This is a genomic window from Streptomyces sp. STAM6, assembly GCF_054963715.1.
In genome coordinates, this window is the sequence record NZ_JBUEFZ010000030.1 from 24,296 (window position 1) to 46,293 (window position 21,998).

Genomic DNA, 21,998 nt, shown 5'->3' on the forward strand with positions numbered 1-21,998 from the left:
TCAGAGGGTGGTGAAAATGTGATCACTCTTCAGATCGGACCGCTGCCCGGTCCGCGGTGGCCGCGCGGCCGGAGGCCTCGGGGGACGGGTCGGAGGCCATGACGGCGGGGGCCGGCCGGTGCGTGTGGCCGGGCATGCGTGCCGCCGCGAGGACACCGACCGCGGCGACGGCCGCGAGAACGGTCAGCGTGGCACTCATCGCGTCACCGAAGTCCGGTCCGGCGAGGGAGGTCAGCATCGTGGCCCCGGCCACCCCGAGCGTCGGGCCGACGTTCATCGCGGTCTGCTGGAGCCCGCCCGCCACTCCGGCGTTGTCGTGCGACACGTGTCGTACGACGACGGCGGTCGCGGTGACCATCACCGCGCCGAAGCCCGCACCCACCAGGAGGAATCCGCCGCCGATGACCTCTTCCGACGCCGTACGGCCGAGCCGGGACAGCAGCAGGATTCCGAGCGCCAGGAGGACCATTCCGACCCCGGCCGTGCGGCGTGGCCCGCAGCGGCGCTGCAGTACCGGGGAGGCGGTTGCGGCCAGCACCATCATCGCGGCCAGGGGCAGGGATTTCAGGGCGCTGCCGAGCGGGTCGAGGCCGAGAACGTCCTGCAGGTAGTAGGTGGCGACGAACAGGGTGCCGAACATGGCCGCCGACGCCGCGAGCAGCGTGACGAGCGCCGAGGAGACGGCGGTCGACCGGAACACCTCCAGCGGGACCAGCGGGTTCGGGGCGTGGCGCTCGTGCCGCACGAAAGCCGCCCCCGCCGCGACGGCGGCGACGAGTCCCAGGGCGGCCGGGACGGTCCAGCCGGAGCGGGGCGCCCCGACGAGGGTGTGGACGAGACACACCAGGGCGGCCGCGAGGAGCACGGCACCGGGCAGGTCGAGTCGCACGTCGGTGCCCCGGGCGGGCCTCGGCACTCGTACGGTGAGTGCGAGCAGCCCGATCAGCAGCGCGGGAGCGACGTTGAGGAGGAAGACGGCTCGCCAGCCCCAGGGTGAGGAGGCCAGCGCGCCGCCGACCAGCGGGCCGGCCGCGGCCGCCAGCCCGATGGCCGCGGTGCGCAGGGCGATGGGCGTACCGAGCCGGTCGGGCGGGTAGACCGCGCGCAGCATCCCGAGCGTGGCGGGTTGCAGCAGGGCGCCGAAGACACCCTGGGCGACTCGCAGGCCGATCACCCACCCGATGCCGGGGGCCAGGGCGATCCCGGCCGACGTGAGGCCGAAGCCGAGGATTCCGAGGGCGAACAGCCGCTGGTGGCCGTACCGGTCACCGAGGCGGCCGGCGAGGACGAGCAGTCCGGCGACGGCGATGAGGTAGCCGGTGCTCGTCCACTGGACCTGGGCGAACGAGGCGTCCAGGTCCCGCTGGAGGGTGGGCTGGGCGACGGTCAGCACGGTGCCGTCGAGGGCGACGACGACGGCACCTGTGATGCTGCCCGCCAGGGTGAGCCGGCGGCCGGTGGCATCGGTGCTCATGGGGTGGCCTCCGCGGCGTCGGCCGGTCCGAGGTGGGCGTCCAGTGCGGCGCGCAGGAGCGGTTCGACGTCGTCGGTGCCGGTGGCCAGGGGCAGGCTGCCCCAGCCCCAGAGCTGGGCGATGCCGTGGAGGTTCGCCCACAGCGCGCCGGCCACGACCTTTGCCGGCGGCTCCGCGCCGGGCCGCACCCGGCCGACGAGGTCCTCCAGCACGGCGAACAGCGGGAGGCTGGTGTCCCGCAGCCCCAGCTCGCCGCTCTCCAGCAGGTCGTGCCGGAACATCAGCTCGAACATGCCGCGGTCGGTGCGAGCGAAGTCGAGGTAGAGCCGGCCCAGTGCGGCGAGCTGGTCGCGTGGGGGCGCCGTGCCGTCGCCGAGCGCCGCGGCGGCCCGGCCGGCGAGATCGTCGAAGCCCTGCCGGGCGATGGCCGACAGCAGGGAGAGGTGGGTGGGGAAGTACCTGCGCGGCGCTCCGTGCGACACCCCGGCCTGCCGGGCGATCTCCCGCAGGGAGAGGGCCTGTACGCCCTGACGGGTCACCAGTTCGACACCCGTGTCGATCAGTCGGGCTCGCAGAGCCGTGCCGTGCTCACTCATGGACACTGTCTACCAGTCGGCGTAGACAGTGTCTACTCCACTGGGGGTGGCGGTGCCCGTACCAGCTCACGGTGGAGCGGACCGGGGCGCCGTACGCCGGATGCGTCGCCCGGTCGACGACCGCACGACGGCTCGCGGCGGGCCTCCGGCCCCACGGCGGCTCGCCCGGTGACTCCTGGCGACTCCTGGCGACTGCGCCGGGGTCCAGCAGGGTCCGGACGCCCGGTGCGCGGCAGGCCGACCGGCGTGCGTCGACGGCGCGGGCGGTTCGGCGATCCCGGTGCGTCGCCGCACATCGGCGGCGGCCGGCTCCTCGCCGCGCCGCCCGCGTGGGCCTAGGCGCCTGCCCCGGCGACCCATGCGGTCGCGGTCGCTCCGGTTGCCGGGGTCGCTTCCGTTCCCGCGGTCGCTCCGGCGCCGCCTTCGGGGCCGACCGTCGCCGTGGCGCTGGGCGACAGTTTCCTTTCCGGCGAGGGCGGCCGGTGGCTGGGCAACACCGACCGTTACGACAAGGGCCGCCACGGCACCGACCGGGCGCGAACCGGTTCCGGCTACGACCCCGCCCGGGTCTACGGCGCGACGGGAGCCGTCGGCGGGTACCACCGGTCCGACGTCTCGGAGATCGACCGCGCGCCGCTCGCCGTCGACCGGTGTGTCAATCTCGGTCTGCTCTCGTCGTCGGCACCCGGCCGCTACACCTGTCTGGCGGACTACCTCGGTGACGGTACGCCCACCGCGATGCGGATCCGCCCGCTTCGGTAGCGCCCGCTCCGGGGTTCGACGGGCCGTTCCGGCGATTTCTGACGGCGCATCACACCGCTGGCGGAAAGGCGCCTGTACACCCCTGCGGCCCGGCCCTACTCTCAAGTCACTTTCGCTCCTCCTCGCACCCCCCCACATCATCGAATCCAGTTGTTCGAGGAGATCCCCATGGCAATGCTCAGCCCGCGCTCGCGCGCCCTTCTCGCGACGGCTTCCGGACTGGCGGCCGCGGCCGCGTTCACCCTCGGCGGCACCGGCGCCGCCAACGCCCTTTCCGGCGCCGCCGGTTCCACGACGGTCACCCCGGCCGGGCACTCCTTCGCCGCCAAGCTCACCGGCAAGGCCACCTTCACGTCCGGGTCGACCACCATGACCTGCACGGTCTCGTCCTCCGTGCCCACCACGGGCGGCAACAACCAGATCCCGGCCGCGCCCGGCAACCACAACGCCTCGGGACCGGTCAGCTCGACCATCAATCCGCCCACCTTCAGCAACTGCACGACGAGTGTCAGCGGGGTGGGCGTCACCGTCACGTCGAACGCGACCAACGGCTCCTGGAGCATCTCGGCGCAAGCCGGCGATCCGGTCACCGCCGGGCTGACCATGCCCAAGGGAGGCGTCGTCCTCAGGACGAGCGGGCTCGCGGCCTGCACGATCACCGCTTCCCCCGCCGGGTCGACGACGGTCTCCGGCACGTGGACCAACGGCGCCCCCTCGTCCCTGGCGATCGCGGGCGCCCCCGTTCCCGCCACGGTGACCGGTGGTTTCCTCTGCCCCACGGGCAATCAGACGGCCACCTTCTCGGCCACCTACGAGATCACGGACACCACGGACCCGAGTCAGCGGATCACCGTGACGAGCTGATCCTCCGCACCGCGCACCGCGCTCCGCGCACATATGAGGCCCCCGCCGTGCGGGGGCCTCATCCAATGGGTGATCACCTACGTGACCGCCGGCGCCCCTCGGTCGATACTGAGTCAGGTCCGAACACAGGAGGTACCCATGAGGATGCTCATCAACGTACCGGAGACCGTCGTCGCGGACGCGCTGCGCGGGCTCGCGGCCGCGCATCCCGACCTGACCGTGGACGTGGAGAACCGGGTGGTGGTGCGGCGGGACGCGCCCGTGGCGGGGAAGGTGGCGCTGGTGTCCGGAGGCGGCTCCGGGCACGAACCGCTGCACGCGGGGTTCGTCGGGCCGGGAATGCTGTCGGCGGCCTGCCCCGGTGAGGTCTTCACGAGTCCCGTTCCCGACCAGATGGTCCGGGCGGCGGCCGCGGTGGACAGCGGGTCCGGTGTGCTGTTCGTCGTGAAGAACTACACCGGGGACGTCCTCAACTTCGAGATGGCGGCCGAGCTCGCCGAGGACGAGGGTGTGCAGATCGCCAAGGTGCTCGTCGACGACGACGTGGCGGTCTCCGACAGTCTGTACACGGCGGGGCGGCGTGGCACCGGGGCGACGCTGTTCGTGGAGAAGATCGCCGGCGCGGCCGCCGAGGAGGGGGCGCCGCTGGAGCGCGTGGAGGCGATCGCCCGTCGGGTGAACGCGAGTTCCCGCAGTTTCGGCGTGGCGCTCAGCGCGGTCACCACTCCCGCGAAGGGCAGCCCGACGTTCGATCTGCCGCCCGGCGAGCTGGAGTTGGGCATCGGTATCCATGGCGAGCCGGGGCGTGAACGGCGGGCGATGATGACGTCGCGGGAGATCGCGGACTTCGCGGTGGACGCCGTGCTGGAGGATCTGAACCCGAGGGGGCCCGTGCTGGTCCTGGTCAACGGTATGGGCGCGACCCCGCTGCTGGAGCTGTACGGGTTCAACGCCGAGGTGCAGCGGGTGCTCGGCGAGCGGGGTGTCATGGCGGCCCGTACGCTCGTCGGAAACTATGTGACGTCGCTGGACATGGCAGGCTGCTCGGTCACCCTGTGCCAGGCTGACGAGGAGTTGCTCAGGCTGTGGGACGCGCCGGTGCAGACGGCCGCGCTCCGGTGGGGACGGTGATCGCGGTGATGGACGCGGACTTCTTCCGGCGGTGGATGACGAAGGCGGCGGCGGCCGTCGACCGCGAGGCGGACCGGCTCACCGAGCTGGACTCGGCGATCGGTGACGCCGATCACGGCACCAATCTGCAGCGCGGCTTCGCGGCCGTGACCGCGGCACTGGACAAGGAGCCGCCGCGGACCCCGGGCGCGGTGCTGATCCTCGCCGGCCGGCAGCTGATCTCGACGGTGGGCGGCGCGTCAGGACCGCTGTACGGGACACTGCTGCGGCGTACCGGCAAGGCGCTCGGTGACGCCGCCGAGGTCACGCCCGGGCAACTGGCCGACGCGCTGCGGGCCGGGGTCGCCGCGGTGGCGCAGCTCGGCGGGGCCGCGGCCGGCGACAAGACGATGCTGGACGCGCTGGAGCCGGCCGTGGAGGCGCTCGGCGCATCGTTCGCCGCGGCCGGGGAGGCGGCCGAGCGGGGGGCGGAGGCGACCGTGCCGATGCAGGCCCGCAAGGGCCGGGCGAGCTATCTCGGTGAACGCAGCATCGGGCACCGGGACCCCGGCGCCACCTCCTCCGCGCTGCTGATCGCGGCACTGGCCGAGGCGGAGGCGGCCTGATGGGGGCGCCGGTCGGGATCGTGCTCGTGTCGCACAGCGCTGCGGTCGCCTCGTCGGTCGCGGAGCTGGCGCGCGGTCTCGCGGGCGCCGGGCCGACCGCTCCGGTGGCGGCCGCCGGCGGCACGCCGGACGGCGGGCTCGGCACCAGTTCCGAACTGATCTCCGAAGCTGCCGCGTCGGTCGACGGCGGGGCCGGCGTGGCGGTGCTGGTCGACCTCGGCAGCGCCGTGCTGACGGTGAAGGCGCTCCTGGCGGAGGGGAACGAACTCCCCGACGGCACAAGGCTGGTGGACGCGCCGTTCGTCGAGGGAGCGGTGGCGGCCGTGGTCACGGCGTCGGCCGGCGGCGATCTCGACGCGGTGGTCACGGCGGCCTCGGAGGCGTACGGCTACCGCAAGGAGTGAGGCGGCCGGGGCGGCAGCCACGAGGGGTGGAGCGGGGCCGTGCGCCGGTGCGCGGGTTGTGATGGCCTGATCAACGCACTAATGTCACACCGCCTTGGTGTACGGGAAACCGGTGCGGTACCGGTGCGGCCCTCGCCACTGTGATCGGGAAGTCCGGCTCCATCCTTCGGGAAGCCACTGGACCACCGCGGGAGACCGTGGGGTCCGGGAAGGCGGAGTCGCGGCGGCATGACCCGTCAGCCAGGAGACCGGCCAGGGCGCGTTGTCCATCCACGAGGTGCTGGAGAGGGTCTCCCAACCATGCATATCGCCGAGGGGTATCTCCCCCCTGTGCACGCGGCCGCCTGGAGCGTCGCGGCCGCCCCCTTCGTCGTCCACGGCGTCCGCGCCCTGACCCGGGAGGTCAAGGCCAACCCTGAGTCCACTCTGCTGCTCGGTGCGTCCGGTGCCTTCACATTTGTCCTTTCGGCCCTGAAGATCCCGAGCGTGACGGGCAGTTGCTCGCACCCCACGGGCACGGGACTGGGCGCCATCCTCTTCCGGCCACCGATCATGGCGGTGCTCGGCACCATCACCCTGCTGTTCCAGGCGCTGCTGCTGGCGCACGGCGGTCTGACCACCCTGGGCGCGAACGCCTTCTCGATGGCGATCGTCGGGCCCTGGGCCGGCTTCGGGGTGTACTGGCTCCTGCGGCGGTTCGACGTGCCGCTGATGGTCAGCGTCTTCTTCGGCGCGTTCATCGCCGACATCACCACCTACTGCGTGACCAGCGTGCAGCTGGCGCTGGCGTTCCCGGACCCGAGCAGCGGTTTCATCGGCGCCCTCGGCAAGTTCGGCGGCATCTTCGCGGTCACCCAGCTTCCGCTCGCGGTCAGCGAGGGCCTGCTCACCGTGCTGGTGATGCGGCTGCTGATCCAGTCGAGCAAGGGGGAGCTGACCCGTCTCGGCGTGCTGCTCCAGCGCGGCCGCACGGACGAGAAGAAGGAGGCCGTGGCCTGATGAGCCGTAACGCCAAGATCAATACGCTGCTGCTGCTCGTCGTCGCGGCGCTCGCGGTCCTGCCGCTCGCCCTGGGCATGGGCGACCACAAGGAGGAGCCGTTCACGGGCGCGGACGGGCAGGCAGAGACCGCGATCACCGAGACGCATCCCGACTACGAGCCCTGGTTCAGCCCCCTGTACGAGCCGCCGTCCGGTGAGATCGAGTCGGCGCTGTTCTCCCTGCAGGCCGCGATCGGCGCCGGGGTGCTGGCGTACTACTTCGGGCTGCGCCGTGGCCGCCGGCAGGGCGAGGCCCGGGCGCGCGCCGAGGCGGCCGGTGCCCGGAGCGACGAGGCGGCCGAACCCGTGGCCGCCGACCGGCAGCCGTCCGCGTAGCCGCCGGTGCTGCCGATCGACGCGGCGGCGCACAGCAGTCGCTGGCGCCGCCGCCATCCGTGCGAAAAAGCGGTTCTCGGCTTCGGGCTGACGATCTGCGCGATCAGCCTGCCGGCGTGGCCCGGGGCCGTACTCGTCGCGGCCGCCACCCTGGCCGTGCTGCTCGGCCCCGCCGGCGTGGGCGGCCGGCAGCTGTGGCGGGCGTTCCGCATTCCGCTGGGCTTCTGTGTCACCGGCGCGGTACCGCTGCTGTTCCAGGTGGGCGGGGCGGGCGGGTTCGTGACGCTCGCGCCGGACGGGCCGGTACACGCGGGACAGTTGCTGCTGCGTACGTCGGCGGCGTCGCTCGGGGTGCTGCTGTTCGCGTTCACCACGCCGGTCTCGGACGTACTGCCGCGGCTGGTGCGGGCCGGGGTGCCGGCCCCGGTGGTCGACGTCGCGCTCGTGATGTACCGGATCAGCTTCCTGCTGCTGGACGCGGTGACCCGGATCCGGCAGGCACAGGCGGCACGCCTCGGGCTGACCACCCGCGCCGCGACGTGGCGTTCGCTGGCGGGCCTCGGCGCGACGGCCTTCGTCCGGGCCTTCGACCGCGCGGCCCGGCTCCAGACGGGGCTGGCCGGCCGCGGCTACGACGGGACACTGCGCGTCCTTGTACCGCAGGCGTCGGTGTCCGGGCGGTTCCTCGCCGCCACCGGGGCGCTGTTCACCGGTCTGGTGGCCCTCACTCTCGTACTCGAAAGGTTCCTGCCATGAATCCGTCCGCCGTCGTGGAACTCGTCGGTGCGGGATACGCGTACGAAGACGGGCCGGCCGTGCTGCGGGACGTGGACTTCGCGGTGCCCGAGGGGCGTTCGATCGCTCTCCTCGGCCGTAACGGCAGCGGCAAGACGACCATGCTGCGGCTGCTGAGCGGCGGGCTGCGGTGCGGGAGCGGCCGGCTGCGGCTGTCGGGCGAGGACGTGACGTACGACCGGGCCGGGCTGACCCGGCTGCGCACGACGGTGCAGCTCGTCGTGCAGGACCCGGACGACCAGCTCTTCGCCGCGTCGGTGGGGCAGGACGTGTCGTTCGGGCCGATGAACCTGGGACTGCCGGAGGACGAGGTGCGCGCCCGGGTCCGGGAGTCCCTGGAGGCGCTGGACATCACGGCGCTGGAGGACCGCCCCACGCATCTGCTGTCGTACGGGCAGCGCAAGCGGGCGGCGATCGCGGGCGCGGTCGCGATGCGGCCGCGGGTGCTGATCCTGGACGAGCCGACAGCGGGCCTCGACCCGCACGGGCAGGAGCGGCTCCTGGAGGTGCTGGACCGGCTGCGGGAGGCCGGCACCACGGTGGTGATGGCCACCCACGACGTGGACCTTGCGCTGCGGTGGGCGGACGACGCGGCGGTGCTGTCCCCGGACGGACTGCGGACCGGCCCGGTGGCCGACCTGCTGGCCGACCGGTCCCTGCTGGACGCGGCGCGGCTGCGCCGGCCGTGGGGCATGGCGGTGGCGCGGGTGCTGCGCGAGCGCGGGCTGCTCGGGGAGCACGAGGCGGAGCCGCGCACTCCCGAGGAACTCGAGGCGTGGGCCGCGGCGGTCGGCGGGGCGTGATCCCGGCGGACCCGGTCGGCCGGGTCGGGGGGCCCGGCCGGCCGGCGACCGGCACGCGCCCGGGAGGCGGTACGCCTCCGAGACCGGCGGACGGCGGCATGAGGCGGTACGCCTGCGAGATCGGCGCGCGTCGGCGGGACGCGGTACGCCTGCGAGACCGGCGCGCGTGGGCATGAGGCGGTACGCCTCCGGGACTCGCGGGCGTCGGCGGGACGCGGTAGGCCTCGGAGGCGGTGGACGGTACGCGTCGGCGAGCGGTGGCGCCGGCAAGGGTACGGCGTCACCCGGCTCGGAGCCCCGGCGTCCCGGGAGCGGGATCAGGTCGGGGAACCCGGGGCCGGAACACCGGTGGTCGGGGCGTCGGACGGGGCCGCGGGCGGGCCGCCCGGCTCGAGGCCGGCGAGCAGCCGCTGCAGCGCCTCCTGGTCGGGGCCGACGAAGGGATCGGCCCCGGGCGCGCCACTGATCGTGTCGATCATCCGCTGCGCGAGTCCGGTGGCCGGCGGCAGGTGCGTGCTGAGGACGACCTCCGCGTCCATGTCCCGCAGCGGCTGGACGGTGGCGAGGTACTTGTCGACGTCCACGTTGTGCACCCAGGGGCTGTCGACCGCGGCCCACACCAGTTGCGCCGCCCTCAGCTGCTCCGCGACGAGCCCGCCGGCGTCGCCGCCGTCGGCGAGGTCCGCGCTGGGCATGGGCGCGCCGAAGCAGTCCGAGCTGAAGCAGGTGCGGGACCGGTCGTCGTAGAAGCCCACCGTGGCGGGGTTGTCGAAGAGCGGCGGCCGGAAGGCGGCGAGCGTGCGGTCGCCGACGTCCAGCGACTGGCCGGGGTTGAGCATGAAGACGCGGTCCAGGGGCAGCGGCCGCTCGGTGGACATGATCCCGGCACCGAGGAACGTGGTGACGACCCGGGCCTGCGGCGCCGCCTCCAGCAGCGCGAAGATGCCGCCGGTGTGGTCGCGGTCGGGGTGGGTCAGCCAGATCCAGCGCACGTCGACGGGATCGATCGCCGAGCCGACCGTTTCCAGGAAGTTGCGGTCCGGCAGGCTGAGGCCGGTGTCCACGACCACCGGTTCCTGGGCGTGCAGGACGAACGCGTTGACCGGCAGGAAGCCGATTCCGGGGACCTCGATGCTGTCGGCCAGGACCGTGACGTCACGGCCCGCCTTCTGAATGGTCATGGCGGAACTCCGATGCCCCCCGGGGTTGACAGATCGCGGCCGCCGGCCACAGGCCGCGGCGCACGCCGCGGCGCCTCCCTCTCCTCCATGGTGGGCTTCCTCCTCCATGGTGGGCTTCCTCAGGGCGTAGCGCAGCTCACGCCCGAAGCATTGTGCAACTTGTTGCATAAGGCTGCCTGCGTCGTCTAGAACTGGGGGACGACACCGCGCGAGGAGGCGCCCCATGACCCCGTCCCCGACCCCCACCCCGTACCCGCATCTGCTGAGCCCCCTGGACCTCGGCTTCACGACCCTGCCCAACCGGGTGCTCATGGGATCGATGCACATCGGGCTGGAGGAGGCCGAGAACGGCTTCGAGCGCATGGCCGCCTTCTACGCCGCGCGCGCCCGCGGCGGCGTCGGCCTCATGGTGACCGGCGGAATCGCGCCGAACGAGGCGGGCCGCCCCTACGAGGGCGGGGCCAAGCTCACCACCGAGGAGGAGGCGGCGAAGCACCGCGTCGTGACCGACGCCGTGCACGCCGCCGGCGGACGGATCGCCATGCAGATCCTGCACTTCGGCCGGTACGCCTACCACCAGGACCTGGTCGCCCCCAGTGCGCTGCAGGCGCCCATCAGCCCCTTCGTCCCGCACGCGCTCGGCGACGAGGAGGTCGAGCAGACGATCGAGGACTATGTGCGGGCCGCGGAGCTCGCCAAGTCCGCAGGGTACGACGGCGTCGAGATCATGGGCTCCGAGGGCTATCTGATCAACGAGTTCATCGCGGCGGCGACCAACCGGCGCGAGGACCGGTGGGGCGGGTCCTACGAGAACCGGGTGCGCTTCCCGCTGGAGATCGTCCGCCGCACGCGCGAGCGGGTCGGGCCGGACTTCATCCTCATCTACCGGCTCTCCATGCTGGACCTGGTCCCGGGCGGTTCGACGCTGGACGAGGTGGTCGCCCTCGCCAAGGAGATCGAGGCGGCGGGCGCGACACTCATCAACACCGGGATCGGCTGGCACGAGGCCCGCATCCCGACCATCGCCACCTCCGTCCCGCGCGGCGCGTACACCTGGGTCACCGAGCGGCTGATGGGCGCGGTGTCGGTGCCGCTGATCACCAGCAACCGCATCAACACCCCCGAGGTCGCCGAGCGGATCCTGGCCGAGGGGCGCGCCGACATGGTGTCGATGGCCCGGCCCTTCCTCGCCGACCCCGACTTCGTGGCCAAGGCCCGCGACAACCGGCCCGAGGCCATCAACACCTGCATCGGCTGCAACCAGGCCTGCCTGGACCACACCTTCAGCGGCAAGCTCACCTCATGCCTGGTCAACCCGCGGGCCTGCCACGAGACCGAGCTGGTCCTCTCCCCCACCCGTCTGCGCAAGCGGATCGCTGTCGTCGGGGCCGGACCGGCCGGGCTGGCCTGCGCGGTCTCGGCCGCCGAGCGCGGCCACGACGTCACGCTGTTCGACGCGGCCGGGGAGATCGGCGGTCAGCTCAACATCGCCAAGCGCGTACCGGGCAAGGAGGAGTTCGACGAGACGCTGCGCTACTTCCGCACCCAGCTCGATCAGCACGGCGTGGAGGTCAGGCTCGACACCTACGCCACGGCCGAGCTGCTGACCGGCTACGACGAGGTCGTGGTGGCGACGGGCGTCACGCCCCGCATCCCGGAGATCGAGGGCGTCGACCACCCGAAGGCGGTCAGCTACCTGGACGTGCTCCGCGACGGGGCCCCGGTCGGTGAGCGCGTGGCGATCGTCGGTGCGGGCGGCATCGGCTTCGACGTCGCCGAGTTCCTCACCGACGGCGGCGAGGGCGCGAGCCAGGACGCGGAGACCTACTTCCGCCAGTGGGGCGTCGACACGTCGTACGGCGAGCGCGGCGGGCTGCGCGCGCCCGAGCGCCCGAAGCCGCGGCGCCAGGTGCACCTGCTCCAGCGCAAGACGTCCAAGGTCGGCGCGGGTCTCGGCAAGACGACGGGCTGGATCCACCGCACCGAGCTCAAGCACCGTGGTGTGACCATGGTCGCGGGCGCCACGTACGAGCGGATCGACGACGAGGGCCTGCACATCACGGTCGGCGGCGAGGCGCACACCGTCCCGGCCGACACGGTCGTGCTGTGCACCGGTCAGGAGCCGCGGCGGGAGCTGTACGACGAGCTGCTCGCGGCGGGGCGTTCGGTGCACCTGATCGGAGGCGCCGACGTGGCGGCGGAGCTGGACGCCAAGCGCGCCATCGACCAGGGCACGCGGCTGGCGGCCACCCTGTGACGGCCCGTCTCTAGGATGCGGTCATGTCACTCCCGCACGCGATCCTCACCGCTCTGCTCGAGAAGCCGTCCTCGGGTCTGGAACTGACCCGGCGCTTCGACCGGTCGATCGGCTACTTCTGGTCGGCCACCCATCAGCAGATCTATCGCGAGCTGGGGAAACTCGAACAGGCGGGGCACATCCGCGCCCTGCCGGCCCAGGTGCCGGCCCGCGGGCAGAAGAAGGAGTACGAAGTCCTGCCCGCGGGCCGCGCGGAGCTGACCGAATGGGTCCGCCGCAGCGAGGACCCCAAGCCCATCCGGGACGCGCTGCTGCTGCGGTTGCGCGCGGCGGCGGTGGTCGGCACCGAGGGGTTCGAGGACGAGCTGCGGCGCCATCTCTCCCTGCACCGGGCGCAGTTGGAGGAGTACCTGGGGATGGAGGAGCGGCAGTTCCCGCCGGAGCGGGACACCGAGGCGGACCGGCTGCGGCATCTGGTGCTGCGTGGGGGCATCGAGCTGGAACGGTTCTGGACGGCCTGGCTGACGGAGGCTCTCGCGGAGTTCGAGCGGCTCGGCCGCCGCCCCCGCGATTGCTAATGGCAATCATTTTCATATAGCGTGGCGGCCACCGACGACGACGGAGGTCCGAAGAGTCATGGCCGTACCCAAGCGGAAGATGTCCCGCTCCAACACCCGCCACCGCCGCGCCCAGTGGAAGGCGAGCACCCCCCAGCTGGTGCCCCTCACGATCGACGGCACCGTCCACCACGTGCCGCAGCGCCTGGTGAAGGCGTACGAGCGCGGTCTGATCCGCCTGGAGGGCCGAGCGCGATGACGACGGCCACGGCGACCGCCGGCGACCGGCGCCTCCCGGTCACGGTCCTCTCCGGCTTCCTCGGCGCCGGCAAGACGACCCTGCTCAACCACGTCCTGGGCAACCGGGAAGGCCTGCGGGTCGCCGTGATCGTCAACGACATGAGTGAGGTCAACATCGACGCCGCCCTCGTGCGCGGCGGTGAGGCGGCTCTCTCGCGCACCGAGGAGCGTCTGGTCGAGATGACCAATGGATGCATCTGCTGCACTCTGCGGGACGACCTGCTGGAGGAGGTCGACCGCCTCGCCCGCGAGGGCCGCTTCGACCACCTGCTCATCGAGTCCAGCGGCATCTCCGAGCCGATGCCGGTGGCCGCCACCTTCGCCTTCCCCCGCGACGACGGCGCCACCCTCGGCGACCTGGCCCGGCTGGACACCATGGTCACGGTCGTCGACGCGGTGAACTTCCTGCCCGAGCTGGCGGGCGGTGACGAACTCACCGCGCGCGGCCTCGACCAGTACGAGGACGACGAGCGGACGGTGAGCGACCTGCTGATGGACCAGATCGAGTTCGCCGACGTGATCGTCGTGAACAAGCTCGATCTGGTCACGCGGGCGGACGTGGTACGGCTGACGGCCGCGCTCACCCGGCTCAACCCGGCTGCGCGCGTGCTGACCGCCGAGCGCGGCCGGGTGGATCCCGCCGAGATCCTCGGCACCGGCCTGTTCGACCTGGAGCGCGCCCAGCAGGCGCCCGGCTGGGTCATGGAGCTCAACGGCGACCATGTTCCGGAGACCGAGGAGTACGGCATCTCCTCCACCGTCTACCGGGCCGACCGCCCTTTCCACCCCGGACGCCTGTGGACGTTCGTCACCGAGGGACTGGACAGCGGGGCGTACGGACAGGTGCTGCGCTCCAAGGGGTTCTTCCGGCTGGCCGGGCGGGACCGGGTGACGGGTCTGTGGTCCCAGGCCGGAGCCGTCGCCCGGTTCGAGCCGTCCGGCGTCCGTGAGCCCGGTGACCAGGACCAAGGCCGGGGCCAGGAGCTGGTCTTCATCGGCACCGGCCTGTGCGCCGAGGCCCTGCACCGGGCGCTGGACGCCTGCCTGGTGAGCGGCGAGGAGACCGGCCCGTGGGCCGATCCCTTCCCGGCCTGGGACGTGCACGCCGCCGACGACGTCTGCGAGCACGAACCGGCGGCCTGAGGAACGGGCCTCACGCCAGTGCGGCCTTGCGCCACGCCGACTCCCGCAGCAGCCGCAGCCCGTTGAGGCCGACGAGGACCGTGGAGCCCTCGTGGCCCGCGACGCCGAGCGGCAGCGGCAGGTGCCCGGCCAGGTCCCAGATCACCAGGGCGCCGATGCAGACACCGGCGATCACCAGGTTCTGCACGACGAGCCGGCGGGCCCGCCGGGAAAGCGCCACCACGGCCGGGACGGCGGCCAGTTCGTCGCGTACGACCACGGCGTCGGCGGTCTCCAGGGCCAGGTCGGAGCCGGCCCGGCCCATCGCGATCCCGCTGTGTGCGGCGGCCAGCGCCGGGGCGTCGTTGACACCGTCGCCGACGACGAGGGTGCGCTTCCCCGCCCGCTCCCACTCCCGCACCGCCGCCACCTTGTCCTCGGGCAGCAGCCCGGCACGCACATCGGTGACACCGGTCTCCCCGGCGATGTGCCGCGCCGCCGCCTCGTTGTCTCCGGTCAGCAGCGTCGGTGCGGTGCCGCTGAGACGGGCGAGTGCGGCGACCGCTTCGGGGGCGCCGGCACGCAGCCGGTCGGCGATCCCGAGGACGGCGACGGCGGCACCGTCGACCGTGACCACGACAGCGGTCCGCCCCGCCGCCTCGACGTCCCGGACCGCGTCGGCCCGCCGGCCCGCGGGGGCTTCCCCGAGGGCGGCCGGTTCCGCCGGGCGGCCGACGGTGACCTCGCGGCCGCCGACCAGGGCCCGCACGCCGCGGCCGGGGGCGGAGCTGAACTCCTCCGCCGTCGGCACCGGCAGGCCGCGGTCACGGGCGGCGGCCACGATCGCACGTGCCAGGGGGTGTTCGCTGGAAACCTCGGCCGCGGCGGCCAGGGACAGGACCTCCGGCCCGGTCATGGAGTCGGTCACGAGCCGGACGTCCGCGAGGCGTGGCGCGCCCTCGGTGAGCGTGCCGGTCTTGTCCAGCGCGACCCGGTCCACCTGGCCCAGCCGCTCCATCACCACGGCCGACTTGACCAGCACCCCGTGCCGGCCGGCGTTGGCGATCGCGGAGAGCAGGGGCGGCATCGTGGCGAGGACCACCGCGCAGGGGGAAGCCACGATCATGAAGGTCATGGCGCGGAGCAGCGTCCCGGTGAAGTCGGCGCCGAACGCGAGGGGCACGGCGAACAGCGCGCGCCTGGTCGACGTCGCTCGCGCCGTCGAGGACCGTGCCGTCGGCCGGCAACCGCTCCCCCGGGCGCACGAGGACGGTGTCCCCGGCCCGCAGCTCGGCGACGTCGACCGCTTCCTCGGCGTCGCCGGTGAGGCGCACGGCCCGGGCGGGGGCGAGGTCCAGCAGGCCGCGGACCGAGTCGGCGGTGCGGCGGGTCGCGAGGGCCTCCAGCGCCCCCGACACGGCGAAGATCACGATCAGCAGTCCGCCGTCCAGGAACTGTCCGATGGCGGCGGCACCGACCGCGGCGACCACCATCAGCAGGTCGACGTCGAGGGACTTCCCTCGCAGCGCCCGGAGCCCCGCCCAACCGGGCTCCCAGCCCCCGGCGGCGTAGCACACGGCGTACAGCGGGCCCCACGCCCAGGCGGGGGCGCCGGCCAGATCGAGCGGGAGCGCGGCGAGGAAGGCGAGGGCCGACAGCGCGGCCCAGCGGACCTCGGGCAGCGCGAACGGTCCGGTGCGCCGCGCGGGGGCGGGGCCGGCGGCGGGCGGTACGGCGGTGGGGGCGTCGTCCGGGGACGCCTCGGCGGAAGCCACCGGGGAGGACATCGGGGCACACCTCATCACGGGCAGGGGGCACGGGCAGGAACGGCCGGCACCCACACCATAGCGGAACACATGAAGAGCTCTTCATCTGTGCGGGTGCACATCCCGTTACGATGACCTGCATGGGACATGGTGTGAACGGTGAGACGACCCCCGCGGCCCGCCTCGACGCGGACGCCGCCGCCACGATCGCCGCCACCCTCCAGGCCCTCGCCACGCCGTCCCGGCTGATGATCCTCACCCGGCTGCGGCAGAGCCCCTGCGGCGTGACCGAGCTGGCCGAGTCGGTGTCGATGGAGCAGTCCGCCGTCTCCCACCAGCTGCGCCTGCTGCGGACGCTGGGCCTCGTCACCGGTACGCGCCAGGGCCGGCGGATCGAGTACAGCCTCTACGACAACCATGTCGCCCAACTCCTGGACGAGGCCGTCTACCACATCGAGCACCTCAGACTCGGCGCGCGCGATCTCCCTCAACCGGCGGGTGACAGCGGGCAGTCGTAGAGCGACGATCCGGTGGTGCCGCCGTGACCTGCGTGCTCACCCGCGCCCGCCGCCGCGACGGCGGAGCTGCGGCGGCGACCGCGGGGAGGGCCGCGGTCCGACCGGTGCTCAGGCACCGGGCCACAGCAGCCGTTCCTCCTCGCGCGGCGCGTGGACGACGGTGGCGCCCCCGGCGTCGTAGGTCATGACCGGTCGGCTCGCGTCCCAGGCGGGCCAGCCGGGTCCGCCGGTCTTCGCGAACCGCACCCACGCGGCGTGCATGGCGTCGGCCAGGGGCTGCGGCGGGTTCGGTCCGCTCAGGGTACGGGCCTCCGGCCGGTCCAGGGTGTCGAAGACGAAGCCGACCTCCAGGGCGTGGCAGGCGCCCAGTCCGGGCACCCCGGACCGCCAGCCGAACTCGTAGACGTAGGACCTGCCGGGGTGGCCGTCGGCGAGCCGGAGCAGCGGCAGCCGCAGCAGCGCGTCGGTGGCGATCAGGCCGAGGATCTCGGCGCGGGTCGCCCCCGGACGGCCGCGCCGGTACGCCGCGAACACCTCGGGGCCGCAGCCGTATCTGCGGCGGGCGACGGTCTCCAGGAGCGGGCCCAGGCGGTCGACGCGCGGCAGCAGGCCGTTGGGGACCAGCCACAGCCGGTACTCCTCGGTCGTGGTGCCCAGCAGCAGCTCCAGCTCCGGGTCGGCGCCGCCGGTGAGCGCCTCGGCCGGGTCGCGCGTCAGCACGTCCCCGTCGACGACGAGGCCGAAAGCCGCGCCGCCGGTGAGCGGGCCGGCGAGCCGGGTGGCCGAGTGCTGGGCGGCGAGCAGCCGGGCCGGGGGGACGTCGGCGAGCGCCCGCGCGGTGGCGGGGACGTTCAGCCGTGCGGCGATCCTGCGGGTGGTGCGGCGCAGCCGCTCTCGGGGCAGGGCCTCGGGCGCGCCGGACTGCAGCACCGCCCGCCGGAACAGGCCTTGGGCGGGCGGGCTGGTGAGCAGGGCACCGATGCTGATGGCCCCGGCGGACTCGCCGAAGACGGTGACGCGCCGGGGGTCGCCGCCGAAGGCCGCGATGTTGTCGCGCACCCACTCCAGTGCGGCGATCTGGTCGCGCAGTCCGAGGTTGGCGGGTGCGTCGGGGAAGAGTCCGAAACCCTCGATACCGAGGCGGTAGTTGAGGGAGACCAGCACGATCCCGTCACGGGCGAAGGCCCGGCCGTCGTAGACGGGGGCGGCGGAGGTGCCGCGGGTGAGCGCGCCGCCGTGGATCCACACCATGACCGGGAGGTCGGCCCCCGGGGCCGGTTCGGGGGTCCACACGTTGAGGTTGAGGATGTCCCGGCCGGGCACGACGGGGTCGGCGAGCAGGGCGGCGTACGCGGGCGTGTAGGGCGGCTTGGGAGGTGTGGGACCGAACACGCCGGCATCCCGTACGCCTTCCCAGGGCTTCGGCCGGACGGGGGCGCGGAAGCGGTTCTCGCCGTAGGGGGCGGCCGCGTAGGGGATGCCTCGGAAGACGGCGACGCCGTCCGCCTCGGTACGGCCGCGCACGGCGCCGTACACGGTAGTGATCACCGGGTCCATCGGCTCACCGTACGGTACGGGGCCCGCCCGGCCGGCGCGTCAGGGCCGCATGACGACCTTCACCACGCCGTCGTCCTTGTGCTGGAACATCTTGTACGCGTGCGGGGCGTCGGCCAGCGGCAGGTGGTGCGTGGCGAAGTCGTCCACGCCGAGCGGGTCCTCGTCGGTGAGCAGGGGCAGGATGTCGTCGGTCCAGCGGCGGACGTTGGCCTGGCCCATCCGGAGCTGGATCTGCTTGTCGAACAGCGTCCGCATCGGCAGGGGGTCGGCGGCGCCGCCGTACACCCCGCTGAGGGAGATGGTGCCGCCGCGCCGGACCAGGGCGACGGCGAGGTGGAGGGCGGCCAACCGGTCGACGCCGGCCTTCTGGGTGAGGCGGGCCGCCCAGGCCCTGGGCAGCAGTCCGGCGGCCTGCTGCTGCGTGCGGGCGACCGGGCTGCCGTGGGCCTCGGTGCCGACCGCGTCGATGACGGCGTCGGGCCCGCGACCCCGGGTGAGCTCACGGACGGCGTCGGCGAGCTCGTCCTGGTCACCGAAGGCGGTCAGGTCGAAGACCTCGACACCGCGGGCGGCGGCGCGGCCCAGGCGTTCGGGCACCAGGTCGACACCGATGACCTGGGCGGCACCCTGGTGGAGGGCGATGCGGCAGGCCATGTCGCCGATCGGGCCCAGGCCGAGGACGGCGACCGAGCCGCCCGGGGGGATGTCGGCGTACTGCACGGCCTGCCAGGCGGTCGGCAGGACGTCGGAGAGGTACAGGTAGCGGTCGTCCGGCGGGCCGTCGGGGACCTTGATGGGGCCGAACTGGGCCTGCGGGACGCGCAGGTACTCGGCCTGGCCACCGGGCACGGCGCCGTACAGCCGGGAGTAGCCGAAGAGGGCCGCACCCATGCCCTCCTCCGCGACCTGGGTGATCTCGCACTGGGTGGTCAGGCCGGCCGTGCACATCCAGCAGTGCCCGCAGGCGATCTGGAAGGGGACCACGACCCGGTCGCCGGTCTCCAGTCCGGTCACCGCGGCGCCGACCTCCTCGACGATGCCCATCGGTTCGTGGCCGAGGATGTCACCGGCGTTCATGAACGGGGTGAAGACCTCGTACAGATGCAGGTCCGACCCGCACAGGCCGGTGGAGGTGACCTTGATGATCGCGTCCGTCGGCTCCTCGATCACCGGGTCGGGCACTGTTTCCACGCGCACATCCCGCTTGCCCTGCCATGTCACGGCCCTCATCGCGCTGTCCCTTTCACCGGTTCCTGTGGGGGGCGCGGGCCGGGTACCCGGGGGTGCCGGAGGTGAATCCGTTTCGGCCAGAGTGGGCGGCGGAACCGGGGAGGCCCTTCCAAATAGGTTTAGACCAATGATAGGCATTGATCACCCACACGGCACGCTCGACTACGCTGAGCGAAGGAAATTGAGGGTTGAACATGGCTGAGCCTCAGGCCCCCGCGGCACTTCCGCTCTACCTCCAGGTGGCCGCCGCGCTGCGCGACGACCTCACCCAGCAGCGCATCGCACCCGGCACCCGGCTGCCGTCGGAGCGCTCCCTCGTGCACCGCTTCCGGGTCAACCGGCAGACCGTGCGCAGCGCGCTGCGACTGCTGCGCGACGAAGGCCTCGTGGTCACCGAACGGCGCGGCACGTTCGCCGCGCCGGCCGGCGCACGGAACCCGGCGCCCGTTCTGAGCGCCGGGCTCCTGGACTTCCCGTGCGGCGGCGCCCCTGAGACGACCACCGAGACGAGCCTGGCGTGGGAGCCCGCCCCGCAGGGCCCCGCCGAGCGCCTGGGCCTGCTGCCCGGCGAGCCGTCCCTCGTGCACCGCCAGCGGGTCCTGGACCGCACCGGCACGCCCGTCCGTCAGGCCCACTCCCGCTTCTCCCGGTACGCGCTGGCCGAGGTGCCCGAACTGGCCCGCTACCGGCGGACGGAGGCGTGGCCCGAGCGGCCCGATCTGCGGCCGCTGTACCACTGGATGCACCGGGCGGGGCTGCGGCTGACGCGCCGGGAGTCGATCGGCGTCGGCCGCCCCTCGGGGGCCACCTGTCTGACGGTCCAGCGGTCCGTGTACGACCAGCACGGCCATGCGCTGGAGCTCACCGGCATCCGTTTCGCGCCCGAATCGGCGCCGCTGACCTACGAGTTCACCGACTGACCTGACTGACCGGCAGCCCACGGGCCGTGCCCTAGACGATGCCCTCCGAGATCTCGGCCTGCTCGCGTGCGTTGCCGTACGCGGCGGGAGTGCCGTAGGAGCGGCGCGCGACGTACCACCACACACTGGCCAGGATCAGCACCACCGCCAGCGCGATCACGGCGTAGTTCATGGTGTCGACGGTCACCGGGGACTTCTGCGGCAGGCAGAACAGCACCGTGACCAGCGCCACCCACACGACCGCCGTCCAGCCGACGGGCTTGCTCCACCGGCCGAGGCTCCACGGCCCGGGCTCGAAGCGGTTTCCGGCCCGCAGCCGGAGGAAGATCGGAATCGCGTACGCAGGGGTGATGCCGATGACGTTGATCGCGGTGACCGCGCCGTAGGCGGTCGCCGAGTAGAGCGAGGGCACGGCCAGCAGACAAGCGACCGCCACCGACAGCCACACCGCGTTGGCCGGGGTCTGGGTCCGGGCGCTCACCTTGCGCCACAGCGCGGAGCCGGGCAGGGCGTTGTCCCGGCTGAAGGCGAACACCATGCGGCTGGCCGCGGCGACCTCGGCGTTGCCGCAGAACAGCTGCGCCACGATCACCACAAGCAGCAGGGCCGAGGCGCCACCGCTGCCGAGCGCGTCGATCAGGATCTGCGCGGGCGGCACGCCGGTGGCGCTGTTCTGCGTTCCCGTGTAGTCCTGGATCGCGAAGGTCAGCCCGGCGAGCAGAGCGAATCCGGCGGCCCAGGAGACCCAGATCGCCCGGACGATACCCTTGGCGGCCGAGACGGAGGCGTTGGACGTCTCCTCGGACAGGTGGGCCGAGGCGTCGTAGCCGGAGAAGGTGTACTGCGCGAGCAGCAGGCCGATCGCCGCCACGTAGAACGGGTTGGCCCAGCCGGTGTCGTTGACGAACTCGGTGAAGACGAATCCGGCGGACTGGTGGCGCTCGGGCACGACCGCCAGCGCGCCGACGATCAGCGCCACGCCGCCCAGGTGCCACCACACGCTGATGGAGTTGAGCACGCTCACCAGACGGACGCCGAAGAGGTTCAGCACGGCGTGCAGCAGCAGGATGCAGACGAAGATGACGAACGTGGAGCCGGGAGTGGGCACGAAACCGAACCGCAGGTTGAGGAAGGCGCCGGTGAACAGCGCCGCACCGTAGTCGATGCCGGCGATGGCGCCGAGCAGTCCGAGCAGATTGAGCCAGCCGGTGTACCAGCCCCAGCGGCGCCCGCCGAGCCGGTCCGCCATGTAGTACAGGGCTCCGGAGGTCGGGTAGGCACTGGTGACCTCGGCGAGTGCCATGCCCACGCACAGCACGAACAGACCGACGCCGGCCCAGCCCCACATCATGACGGCCGGACCGCCGGTGCCGAGTCCGAAGCCGTACAGCGTCATGCAGCCGGAGAGGACCGAGATGACGGAGAAGCTGATGGCGAAGTTGCCGAAGCCGCCCATGCGGCGGGCCAGCACCGGTTGGTAGCCGAGCTCCCTCAGCCGCTGTTCTTCGTCCCTGGGCGTGGCCTTCTCTTCCGAGCCGGCCCATATGGTGCGGGACACAGTGGTACCTCCTCTTTTTTGGGCTCGCTTCGCTTCCGGGGCGCCTGGTGCGGGTCGGCGGTCGATCTCCCCCTACGCCCTGCGGGCGTGGGAGGTGCCCCTGCCCGGTCCCTCGTTCCTCGGGACCCGCACGGGTTCTCCCTCTCGACACCGGTGCGCCCCTTCGGCTCACTCACCCGGTCGGTGAGCGGGTGGTCGGGCAGGGCGGACGGCCGGGCACGG

21 protein-coding genes, 1 pseudogene and 1 riboswitch are annotated in these 21,998 nt (G+C 73.1%); of the genes and pseudogenes, 15 read left to right on the forward strand and 7 right to left on the reverse strand.

Annotated elements, in window-relative coordinates:
* Positions 1 to 22: 22 nt before the first annotated feature.
* Positions 23 to 1,474 (reverse strand): MFS transporter, encoded by a 1,452-nt coding sequence (locus tag ACY34K_RS26770; protein WP_462751492.1) that lies wholly within the window; start codon positions 1,472 to 1,474, stop codon positions 23 to 25.
* Positions 1,471 to 2,070 carry a TetR/AcrR family transcriptional regulator gene (locus tag ACY34K_RS26775; RefSeq protein WP_462751494.1) on the reverse strand — a complete coding sequence of 200 codons (600 nt, stop codon included), beginning with the start codon at positions 2,068 to 2,070 and terminating at the stop codon, positions 1,471 to 1,473. Before ACY34K_RS26775 ends, ACY34K_RS26770 begins: the two co-directional genes overlap by 4 nt.
* Before the next feature lie 441 nt (positions 2,071 to 2,511).
* On the opposite strand from ACY34K_RS26775, the gene ACY34K_RS26780 reads away from it, so the two are divergent.
* From ACY34K_RS26780 to ACY34K_RS26820, 9 genes are all read left to right on the forward strand, one after another.
* The gene (locus ACY34K_RS26780; protein WP_462751496.1) at positions 2,512 to 2,832 is read left to right on the forward strand and encodes a hypothetical protein; all 321 of its coding nucleotides are present in this window, start codon (positions 2,512 to 2,514) and stop codon (positions 2,830 to 2,832) included.
* A 168-nt stretch (positions 2,833 to 3,000) separates the two neighbouring features.
* The gene (locus tag ACY34K_RS26785; protein ID WP_462751498.1) at positions 3,001 to 3,696 is read left to right on the forward strand and encodes a hypothetical protein; all 696 of its coding nucleotides are present in this window, start codon (positions 3,001 to 3,003) and stop codon (positions 3,694 to 3,696) included.
* A 138-nt stretch (positions 3,697 to 3,834) separates the two neighbouring features.
* Complete coding sequence (gene dhaK, locus ACY34K_RS26790) at positions 3,835 to 4,827, forward strand: dihydroxyacetone kinase subunit DhaK (RefSeq protein WP_462751500.1); 993 nt, start codon at positions 3,835 to 3,837, stop codon at positions 4,825 to 4,827.
* Between the two features lie 5 nt (positions 4,828 to 4,832).
* Complete coding sequence (dhaL, locus tag ACY34K_RS26795; RefSeq protein WP_462751603.1) at positions 4,833 to 5,432, forward strand: dihydroxyacetone kinase subunit DhaL; 600 nt, start codon at positions 4,833 to 4,835, stop codon at positions 5,430 to 5,432.
* Complete coding sequence (locus ACY34K_RS26800) at positions 5,432 to 5,836, forward strand: PTS-dependent dihydroxyacetone kinase phosphotransferase subunit DhaM (protein ID WP_462751502.1); 405 nt, start codon at positions 5,432 to 5,434, stop codon at positions 5,834 to 5,836. Before dhaL ends, ACY34K_RS26800 begins: the two co-directional genes overlap by 1 nt.
* Positions 5,837 to 5,914: 78 nt before the next feature.
* Positions 5,915 to 6,107: riboswitch (cobalamin riboswitch) on the forward strand.
* A gap of 29 nt (positions 6,108 to 6,136) precedes the next feature.
* Positions 6,137 to 6,835 (forward strand): energy-coupling factor ABC transporter permease, encoded by a 699-nt coding sequence (locus ACY34K_RS26805; protein WP_462751504.1) that lies wholly within the window; start codon positions 6,137 to 6,139, stop codon positions 6,833 to 6,835.
* Positions 6,835 to 7,212, forward strand: coding sequence for an energy-coupling factor ABC transporter substrate-binding protein (locus ACY34K_RS26810; RefSeq protein WP_462751506.1), 378 nt, complete (start codon positions 6,835 to 6,837; stop codon positions 7,210 to 7,212). Before ACY34K_RS26805 ends, ACY34K_RS26810 begins: the two co-directional genes overlap by 1 nt.
* Positions 7,213 to 7,218: 6 nt before the next feature.
* Positions 7,219 to 7,968, forward strand: a complete 750-nt coding sequence (gene cbiQ, locus ACY34K_RS26815; RefSeq protein ID WP_462751508.1) for a cobalt ECF transporter T component CbiQ — start codon at positions 7,219 to 7,221, stop codon at positions 7,966 to 7,968.
* Positions 7,965 to 8,810, forward strand: a complete 846-nt coding sequence (locus tag ACY34K_RS26820) for an energy-coupling factor ABC transporter ATP-binding protein (protein WP_462751510.1) — start codon at positions 7,965 to 7,967, stop codon at positions 8,808 to 8,810. Before cbiQ ends, ACY34K_RS26820 begins: the two co-directional genes overlap by 4 nt.
* Before the next feature lie 317 nt (positions 8,811 to 9,127).
* On the opposite strand, the gene ACY34K_RS26825 is transcribed toward ACY34K_RS26820, so the two are convergent.
* Positions 9,128 to 9,991 (reverse strand): MBL fold metallo-hydrolase, encoded by an 864-nt coding sequence (locus tag ACY34K_RS26825; RefSeq protein WP_462751512.1) that lies wholly within the window; start codon positions 9,989 to 9,991, stop codon positions 9,128 to 9,130.
* Positions 9,992 to 10,214: 223 nt separating this feature from the next.
* Here ACY34K_RS26825 and ACY34K_RS26830 point away from each other — a divergent pair, with 223 nt between their 5' ends.
* The 4 genes from ACY34K_RS26830 to ACY34K_RS26845 are packed head-to-tail and all read left to right on the forward strand — an operon-like array spanning position 10,215 to position 14,248.
* On the forward strand, positions 10,215 to 12,248 hold the full coding sequence (locus tag ACY34K_RS26830) for an oxidoreductase (protein ID WP_462751514.1): 2,034 nt from the start codon (positions 10,215 to 10,217) through the stop codon (positions 12,246 to 12,248).
* 23 nt (positions 12,249 to 12,271) lie between these two features.
* Complete coding sequence (locus ACY34K_RS26835; RefSeq protein ID WP_462751516.1) at positions 12,272 to 12,826, forward strand: PadR family transcriptional regulator; 555 nt, start codon at positions 12,272 to 12,274, stop codon at positions 12,824 to 12,826.
* Between the two features lie 58 nt (positions 12,827 to 12,884).
* Positions 12,885 to 13,064 (forward strand): 50S ribosomal protein L32, encoded by a 180-nt coding sequence (gene rpmF, locus ACY34K_RS26840; RefSeq protein WP_462751518.1) that lies wholly within the window; start codon positions 12,885 to 12,887, stop codon positions 13,062 to 13,064.
* The gene (locus ACY34K_RS26845; protein WP_462751520.1) at positions 13,061 to 14,248 is read left to right on the forward strand and encodes a GTP-binding protein; all 1,188 of its coding nucleotides are present in this window, start codon (positions 13,061 to 13,063) and stop codon (positions 14,246 to 14,248) included. The genes rpmF and ACY34K_RS26845 overlap by 4 nt, the downstream gene beginning before the upstream one ends.
* Positions 14,249 to 14,258: 10 nt before the next feature.
* Here the strand turns inward: ACY34K_RS26845 and ACY34K_RS26850 are convergent.
* A pseudogene (locus ACY34K_RS26850) lies at positions 14,259 to 16,014 on the reverse strand (heavy metal translocating P-type ATPase).
* Between the two features lie 119 nt (positions 16,015 to 16,133).
* Between ACY34K_RS26850 and ACY34K_RS26855 the strand changes: the two are divergent.
* The gene (locus tag ACY34K_RS26855; protein WP_462751522.1) at positions 16,134 to 16,511 is read left to right on the forward strand and encodes an ArsR/SmtB family transcription factor; all 378 of its coding nucleotides are present in this window, start codon (positions 16,134 to 16,136) and stop codon (positions 16,509 to 16,511) included.
* 108 nt (positions 16,512 to 16,619) lie between these two features.
* On the opposite strand, the gene ACY34K_RS26860 is transcribed toward ACY34K_RS26855, so the two are convergent.
* Positions 16,620 to 18,068 (reverse strand): carboxylesterase/lipase family protein, encoded by a 1,449-nt coding sequence (locus ACY34K_RS26860; protein ID WP_462751524.1) that lies wholly within the window; start codon positions 18,066 to 18,068, stop codon positions 16,620 to 16,622.
* 39 nt (positions 18,069 to 18,107) lie between these two features.
* Positions 18,108 to 19,298: a zinc-dependent alcohol dehydrogenase gene (locus ACY34K_RS26865; RefSeq protein WP_462751526.1), complete on the reverse strand. Its 1,191-nt coding sequence runs from the start codon at positions 19,296 to 19,298 to the stop codon at positions 18,108 to 18,110.
* 194 nt (positions 19,299 to 19,492) lie between these two features.
* Here ACY34K_RS26865 and ACY34K_RS26870 point away from each other — a divergent pair, with 194 nt between their 5' ends.
* Complete coding sequence (locus ACY34K_RS26870; RefSeq protein ID WP_462751528.1) at positions 19,493 to 20,218, forward strand: GntR family transcriptional regulator; 726 nt, start codon at positions 19,493 to 19,495, stop codon at positions 20,216 to 20,218.
* A 31-nt stretch (positions 20,219 to 20,249) separates the two neighbouring features.
* Here the strand turns inward: ACY34K_RS26870 and ACY34K_RS26875 are convergent, their stop codons facing one another.
* Positions 20,250 to 21,674, reverse strand: coding sequence for an amino acid permease (locus tag ACY34K_RS26875; RefSeq protein ID WP_462751605.1), 1,425 nt, complete (start codon positions 21,672 to 21,674; stop codon positions 20,250 to 20,252).
* Positions 21,675 to 21,998: the final 324 nt, after the last annotated feature.

What these genes read in the sequence shown, in the direction of transcription:
- dhaK (WP_462751500.1), top strand. Translation starts at nt 3,835, where the DNA reads ATGAGGATGCTCATCAACGTACCGGAGACCGTCGTCGCGGACGCGCTG.
- ACY34K_RS26820 (WP_462751510.1), top strand. Translation starts at nt 7,965, where the DNA reads ATGAATCCGTCCGCCGTCGTGGAACTCGTCGGTGCGGGATACGCGTAC.
- ACY34K_RS26870 (WP_462751528.1), top strand. Translation starts at nt 19,493, where the DNA reads ATGGCTGAGCCTCAGGCCCCCGCGGCACTTCCGCTCTACCTCCAGGTG.
- ACY34K_RS26805 (WP_462751504.1), top strand. Translation starts at nt 6,137, where the DNA reads ATGCATATCGCCGAGGGGTATCTCCCCCCTGTGCACGCGGCCGCCTGG.
- ACY34K_RS26860 (WP_462751524.1), bottom strand. Translation starts at nt 18,068, where the DNA reads ATGGACCCGGTGATCACTACCGTGTACGGCGCCGTGCGCGGCCGTACC.
- ACY34K_RS26800 (WP_462751502.1), top strand. Translation starts at nt 5,432, where the DNA reads ATGGGGGCGCCGGTCGGGATCGTGCTCGTGTCGCACAGCGCTGCGGTC.
- rpmF (WP_462751518.1), top strand. Translation starts at nt 12,885, where the DNA reads ATGGCCGTACCCAAGCGGAAGATGTCCCGCTCCAACACCCGCCACCGC.
- ACY34K_RS26865 (WP_462751526.1), bottom strand. Translation starts at nt 19,298, where the DNA reads ATGAGGGCCGTGACATGGCAGGGCAAGCGGGATGTGCGCGTGGAAACA.
- ACY34K_RS26775 (WP_462751494.1), bottom strand. Translation starts at nt 2,070, where the DNA reads ATGAGTGAGCACGGCACGGCTCTGCGAGCCCGACTGATCGACACGGGT.
- ACY34K_RS26855 (WP_462751522.1), top strand. Translation starts at nt 16,134, where the DNA reads ATGGGACATGGTGTGAACGGTGAGACGACCCCCGCGGCCCGCCTCGAC.
- ACY34K_RS26835 (WP_462751516.1), top strand. Translation starts at nt 12,272, where the DNA reads ATGTCACTCCCGCACGCGATCCTCACCGCTCTGCTCGAGAAGCCGTCC.
- ACY34K_RS26875 (WP_462751605.1), bottom strand. Translation starts at nt 21,674, where the DNA reads ATGGGCGGCTTCGGCAACTTCGCCATCAGCTTCTCCGTCATCTCGGTC.
- ACY34K_RS26810 (WP_462751506.1), top strand. Translation starts at nt 6,835, where the DNA reads ATGAGCCGTAACGCCAAGATCAATACGCTGCTGCTGCTCGTCGTCGCG.
- ACY34K_RS26845 (WP_462751520.1), top strand. Translation starts at nt 13,061, where the DNA reads ATGACGACGGCCACGGCGACCGCCGGCGACCGGCGCCTCCCGGTCACG.
- ACY34K_RS26825 (WP_462751512.1), bottom strand. Translation starts at nt 9,991, where the DNA reads ATGACCATTCAGAAGGCGGGCCGTGACGTCACGGTCCTGGCCGACAGC.
- ACY34K_RS26770 (WP_462751492.1), bottom strand. Translation starts at nt 1,474, where the DNA reads ATGAGCACCGATGCCACCGGCCGCCGGCTCACCCTGGCGGGCAGCATC.
- ACY34K_RS26830 (WP_462751514.1), top strand. Translation starts at nt 10,215, where the DNA reads ATGACCCCGTCCCCGACCCCCACCCCGTACCCGCATCTGCTGAGCCCC.
- ACY34K_RS26785 (WP_462751498.1), top strand. Translation starts at nt 3,001, where the DNA reads ATGGCAATGCTCAGCCCGCGCTCGCGCGCCCTTCTCGCGACGGCTTCC.